The organism is Nostoc sp. FACHB-888 (genome assembly GCF_014696655.1).
Lineage (GTDB): Bacteria > Cyanobacteriota > Cyanobacteriia > Cyanobacteriales > Nostocaceae > Nostoc.
Genome location: NZ_JACJQM010000222.1, coordinates 1 through 6,135, shown reverse-complemented (window position 1 = coordinate 6,135; position 6,135 = coordinate 1). Strand labels below are relative to the sequence as shown.

Genomic DNA, 6,135 nt, shown 5'->3' with positions numbered 1-6,135 from the left:
AAATCGTTCAATCGCTCATTTCTCAGTTCTGCATCCAGAGAGCGCAAATCAGGAAGTTCAAAAAGATTGTTTGATTCTTTGGAGATGTCAAAGTAAGCACCATCTTCACCAAGTAGATTAGTGTAGTCAGTGAAAGTGGATGTACCGTCTGGTTTGGGATAGTCTAGTGCCACTACCGGAATATTTTGTGCAAGCGCCGGGGTAAGAATACCTGCCACCAGTACAGATTTCCCTGAACGAGTTGCGCCGAAGACTGCCAAATTCTTGTGGTTTTGGTACAAGTCTAGATGTACTGGTGTGCCGCCTTCTTCTGCGATTAACTCAAAGCCAGTGCGATCGCCTGTAGCAGTCCTGATCAATGGCATCAGCCCTGGTGCTTCCGAACTAAAATATGGCAGTCGGCGGTTAAAAGGCTTGGTTAACAACGGCTCCCAAACAAATGGGCAACACTGCAACCATGTCTTCCAAGCGTATTCTATCTCCCGATCTACTACTGCCGGACGCAAGAAATAGCTGGCAAGGTAACGGCAAGCCTCATCTAATTCTCTTGTACTCTTGCGGTGGACGAGAAAAGCAACTGCGGTATGCACTACTACACTACCTTTATATATTGTCTTCTGCGCCTCTACCGCTTCTTCAATATTCATCCCCGATTTGACATCAATATTTCCTTTATCTGTAGATAAAGAAGTGCTGGTAATTGATTGCTTGGTAATGCGTTGAAGATTTGTTTTAGAGATAGCTTGATTTGCCTTTGTTACCTGACAAATAATTTCTGTATCATAAATACTATCTCTAGAGATTAATTCCCATAGATATCGCAGTTGGGCTTGTTCGTCATACCACCCCCCTGGCTTTTGGCTGAAGTTGAGCGCCCCAATATATTTATTTTGTAGTTTTACCCATTTTCTATCGAAAAATGGCACAGACTCCTCATTCTCTAACATCTGGTGGCGGATGTGAAAATCGCTCGTCTGAGTTTCTACTATTCCATCTATTGGGTCAATTTTTAATGGATTAGGGATTGCCGGGGGAGTAGAGCGATTAAGCTGTTGCCAAATTGTTGACCAAATTTCTTCAGCACTTAAAACCCTAATCCCCAACTTCATCTTGTTGCCCAGGATAGCTGACCACTGTAAAAATCCATCGTTAAATGAATTTTGCAGAATATTTTCAATTCTAGTATTGTTATGGGCGTGAATTTCACCTGTAAAGCGAAACCAGCCCTTTTCTAATTTTCTAATCAGAGATTCTATAAAATCCTTAGACCGTTCATCGTCATCAATAACAGTGTAAGTACACCAGAGTCTCAAAAACTTATTCTTCCTAGCTCCACTTTGGGTTAGTTTTTTAGTCCTTAATCTTTCACTACGTATTAACAATTTTAATTGGTCAATCTGACAATTACTCTCTAGCTTGGACAGTTCTTCTTGTCGGTGATAATCAGACGTAAAAGAACCTAAATGTATTGTTAAGTTTTCCCCTTCGGGAATTTCTTTTAGCCCCGCTTCTATCCCCTCAAAGATAGGCAGCATTTGCGATGATTCTAAATTCGGATGAATCCCTAAACAATCAAAGCAGAATTTGATTTGAATATTTTCACCTTTCTTGAGAATTAATGCGCCTACGCCCTGCCTACCTCCTAAGTTGAGGTCGCAAATACCCGCTAAATGAATAATATCTTCAAAGGGAGTGAGCATTTTCACAACACTAATCTGCTCGTTTTTTAATGCTCCTTTACCTAATTTATCTTTAACTTTCTTAGAAGAATTTGGCATAACATTAATAACTGAAATTTAATTATCTTCAAAATTGCGAATTGCGAATTGCGAATTGCGAATTGGTTTATGTCTCATATATCCCCTACTAATCCGAGGGACGCTGACGAACTTACCAAAAAAGTCTTTGTTTGTAGAAATTGTCCACCATGTTGCCCATCCCCAAGCAATACTTAATCCTGTACCTAACCAACTTGTTTTCAGTAGATAATTAAAGATAAATACATTGACTACTGCTATTAATGTCCAAGCAAATATTTGGTCGGCAGGGAATGGCCCTAGTCTTGGTCTTTCTCCTAAAATTCGATTTACTGTCCGAAAATCATGTTTTTTTGGCATACTCATTGATTTAATAAAGAGTTATCAGCTATTAATCCAAATGCGTATTTATCAATAACTGATAACCCGTAAAGCTTTTTACTGAACAATCAAACCAGTAATTAAATCTCCAATAAAAACTGCCATAACTATGATTAATGGAGTTCTTGCTAATGTCTGCCAATCTTCATCATTCCGGGCAGACTGAATAATCTGAACTAGACTGATCCCAACATATAATAGGAATAAAGCTCTCAATACATTGAAAAAAAGTTCGATAACTTCTGATGTTTGTCCATTGTTGGCATTACCAAAAGTGGTGGTCATCCAAGTTTGAGCATTATTGAAAAACTGAGCATTAGCTGGAGCCGCCGCAAAATCAATTAGAAAAATTACTGCTAACAGCGCAAACAACACAGCATAGAGATTAACTCCATACTTTCGTTGTAGTTTATCGAAGTTAGTAAATAATGCTTGTGACTGTTTCGGCAAGGCAATGACGATGGCGGACGCAATCATAAATCCACCCATCAATATATTGTGGACGGACATCTCTGCTATCATCAACACACCAGTCACACCCATGAGTGTAAGTGTGCCTTTTTTCGCCCTGTCATTCTTAGAGTCAGGTAAAAGTGTTCCTGTTGCTGAAGCAGCAAAATCTGTGTATCCGTAGTCAGTACGCATCTGCTTTCGTTCTCCTGAACGATGTCTTGAGGGATAGGCACATTCTTAAATAAGTCAACCCCAAAATCCACGTACTCTGGTACGGAAAAAAACAGAACTGTAGTACTGTATAAACATTTCTAACAGCAATAATCTACGTAGATAAAAATTTATTTCTTGTATTATCTGTCTTTGTGCTTGATATACTCACATCCTTAATCATTAATTAGTATAAATATTTGTGCAACATCTCCAGTAAGTGCCAAATATAGGGGATTGACTATTGACTATTTTTATGATGTAAAACATCTAAATTAGCTTTAACAAGTGATGGGGGTTTAAGTCCCCTGCCTAATTAAAATCCCCGTTACAAAACGTAATTGCGAATTGCGAATTGCGAATTGCGAATTGCGAATTGATTTAAGTATCCCTGCTCTCCATAAATTGAACTTTCCCTTCGATACCTCACCATGTTTTGCATCATAACTAAAAACTGTTAAAACTTGATTGCATGTGTAGAACAAATATGTTTGAATAAGAATTCAGAATTCAGGAGTCAGAAGTCAGAATAAAGAGCGTGGGGGATTCAGACCCACCACTGATTTAAAACCACCAAAAATTCTAGTTTTGTGGAGATTTTAAACCCGTTTATTCGCCACTCATACAAAATTCATACTGACTCCTGACGACTGACTCCTGAATTCTGTTTTGGTAATACTTGCAGCTTGTACTTCAGCATTTGTTAGAAGTAGATATTTGGTCAAGCAAGGAAATTGGAAATTAATTTTCATAATCATTTGTTGGAGTATTTATGAGTAAAAGAAAAATATTTGCAGCACTTATTTCAATAGGTGTAGGACTATGCTTAGGAGCTTGCCAGTCTAATGCGGACAAGGTTGCTCAGGCAGAGAATGAGTTAAAACAGGCTTATGCGGCGGCAAGTGATGAGCAAAGCCCAAAACAGAAGCAGGTGCAAGAATATGTAAACAGCACCCCTGATTTGCACAGAGTCAGTTGGAAAGTCTGTGGTGATGGGAAACTTAGCGTCACAATGAATGAGGATCTCAATAAAGGTTGCAATGAAACCAAGAACGAACCAGCTAAGGGATTTTTTCAACCTGCTTATGTCTGGGGGCCAGTTAAAGAGGTGAAGTTTGTAAATAAGCCCGATCTTTCACCAAGTCTTCAAATCACAGGATTGTTTGTAAAATCCAGAGGTTGCGTAAGCTTAGGTCAACCAGGAGAGGAAAATTTTTATAGAGTTTCTGAGTTTACGTTAAAAAAAGCGAATGCCAATCTACCAAAAGATTCAAAAACTGAGGTAATTAACAAACAAGAAAAACAAAAAATACTAAGTGCAGTAATAGGAAATGCTGAGTCAGAGTTAACCTCTCTCAGAAATTTTGGTGTGTCATCCAATGGACTATTACCTACGGGGTCAACTTGTCCAACACTAGACAAGTGGAAAAAAGGATTCTAGTAGTTCGCTTTCGTGACGAAAGCGGGGTAAAGGTTACTGGGGAAAGGGGGAAAGGGTTTAAATCCCTTTCCCGAATGGCACTAAGATAACGCTAAATCCATTGTTTATAAGGCTTTTGGGTGTGGGGTGTAGGGTTGCAGGTTCGTGACGAAGAAAATTATGAATGTTCACACTTTGTTTCTAATTTTTTTGATTTTTTCCGAACCTGCAACCCAACCCCCAACACCCTGCCGTGACGATGGGGCTGTGATAAATGATAATCAAAAGTTGTTCTAATTGGATGTTCTCTCCTTCAATTTTTGCAAAATCTAAGTTGAAAAATTAAGATTTTTGCAAAGATTTGAACGAGGCTTCTGTGATTTCAGCTTTGTCAATTGAATTCTGTAAGGGCTTCTGAATGCGGCGAGAGAATCCCCACGCAAACAACAAAGCAATCAGAGTTACCATTACCCATTCTGGTGGTACGCCGTCAGGATTGATTACCCGCAATAATAACCGCAATCCAACCAAAGCAACCGCAACATACCCTGCATCTGATAAATGGGTGAATTCTTCTAACCATCGAATGAACAACCCAGCCAGAAACCGCAGCGCCACAATTCCGATCGTACCGCCCAAAACAATTAGCCAAAGTTCCTGAGAAATCGCGATCGCAGTCGTCACACTATCTAAGGAAAAGGCAAGATCCGTCAAAGCAATCAAGGGAATCATTTGCCAAAGGGATCGAGCTGGAGTGGGAAGATAGTTCCCGTCTGATTGTTTTCTTGTGAAATACTGCCAAGCTAACCACAAGAGATAAAGCGCTCCTGCAAGTTCAACTTGCCAGAATTGAACAATCCAAGTTGCGCTTACAATCAAAATCATTCGGAGAAGATATGCAATTGCGAGTCCAATGTTCAAGGCGCGTCGTTCTAGGGCTGGGTGTTGTAATCTTTGGGTCAATGCTGCAAGTGCGATCGCATTATCAGCTGACAAGACTGCCTCCATCGCCACAAGTAGAAGCAGCACCGAAAGCGTTTCGACTCCAATGTTGAATGGAGAATTGAAAATTTCATCCAGCATGAATTTGATTTCACCTTTGAAGTAAATGCAATAGAATCCCAGAGATTAGGCAGGAAGTTTCATTAGCTGGGTCATATACCCCGCCCTTTGCCATGCCATTACTCCGCCTTTGAGAACATAAACATCACAATAACCGCGTTGAATCAATTTTTGCGCCACTTTAAAGCTTCGCTCTCCCGATAAACACCATGAGCGTGAATCATTAAAAACTGAAAAGTAAGCTTTATTGAACATGTTCGCTGTTTTTCCTAAGAAGGAGATGAAGGATGCAAAAGGTATCGCCAGAATAAAATAAAAATCAGCATCAAAGCTTGCACCAGCCAAGGCGCTAGCACTAAACTGAAAAAGAAGCCAAGCATTGCCACGATTGCTGCAAAGATTCTAAGCATCTCTTCTTTTGCAACATTGACAACATACAGAGCCAGACAAGTCATTGAAAATGCAACAAGAAACGAGGTTGATAACATGGCAAATTAATGAAATACAGCAGAAGGGACTTCAAATGGATGGCGGCTCGGGGTGGGGAATAACTGTTGCTGAATTTCAACGCCTCGGCTCTGCATTGCTGCTTCAAACAGGGAAGTTGATACCGCTTGTTCTGGAGACCAAACGCCTGGTTTTCTTATTACCCCAGAAAGCAATAATTCCGCGATCATTCCTGTCCCAATTCCAGCAGCACAAGCAGTATTCGGATGCACTAAGGTTGAAACGCAGAACACTTGCTGACCATCAGGACTTACGCAACTGGCACAGGGCGATCGCATTTTTATAGTAGTTATGTACTAAAAGGTGACGGTGTACTCAGAGAACATTGCTGAAATTAGTAACAGT

The 6,135-nt window shown here is 40.1% G+C and carries 6 protein-coding genes and 1 pseudogene; 1 reads left to right on the top strand and 6 read right to left on the bottom strand.

Going from position 1 to position 6,135, the window contains the following annotated elements:
• The 3 genes and pseudogenes from H6G26_RS37245 to H6G26_RS37235 all read right to left on the bottom strand — a co-directional run.
• Positions 1-1,778 (bottom strand): annotated as a pseudogene (locus tag H6G26_RS37245) (hypothetical protein); the annotation flags it as partial.
• An 18-nt stretch (positions 1,779-1,796) separates the two neighbouring features.
• On the bottom strand, positions 1,797-2,117 hold the full coding sequence (locus H6G26_RS37240) for a hypothetical protein (RefSeq protein ID WP_190736582.1): 321 nt from the start codon (positions 2,115-2,117) through the stop codon (positions 1,797-1,799).
• Between the two features lie 78 nt (positions 2,118-2,195).
• Positions 2,196-2,783 carry a hypothetical protein gene (locus tag H6G26_RS37235; RefSeq protein WP_190736580.1) on the bottom strand — a complete coding sequence of 196 codons (588 nt, stop codon included), beginning with the start codon at positions 2,781-2,783 and terminating at the stop codon, positions 2,196-2,198.
• Positions 2,784-3,573: 790 nt separating this feature from the next.
• Here H6G26_RS37235 and H6G26_RS37230 point away from each other — a divergent pair.
• Positions 3,574-4,242: a hypothetical protein gene (locus tag H6G26_RS37230; protein ID WP_190736578.1), complete on the top strand. Its 669-nt coding sequence runs from the start codon at positions 3,574-3,576 to the stop codon at positions 4,240-4,242.
• 321 nt (positions 4,243-4,563) lie between these two features.
• Here H6G26_RS37230 and H6G26_RS37225 read toward each other — a convergent pair whose 3' ends face one another.
• The 3 genes from H6G26_RS37225 to H6G26_RS37215 form a co-directional block, all read right to left on the bottom strand.
• Complete coding sequence (locus H6G26_RS37225) at positions 4,564-5,304, bottom strand: DUF475 domain-containing protein (protein ID WP_190736576.1); 741 nt, start codon at positions 5,302-5,304, stop codon at positions 4,564-4,566.
• 45 nt (positions 5,305-5,349) lie between these two features.
• Entirely contained in the window at positions 5,350-5,628 is a 279-nt protein-coding gene (locus H6G26_RS37220; RefSeq protein ID WP_190736574.1) for a rhodanese-like domain-containing protein, read from the bottom strand.
• A gap of 149 nt (positions 5,629-5,777) precedes the next feature.
• On the bottom strand, positions 5,778-6,068 hold the full coding sequence (locus H6G26_RS37215; protein ID WP_190736572.1) for a hypothetical protein: 291 nt from the start codon (positions 6,066-6,068) through the stop codon (positions 5,778-5,780).
• Positions 6,069-6,135 lie beyond the last annotated feature (67 nt).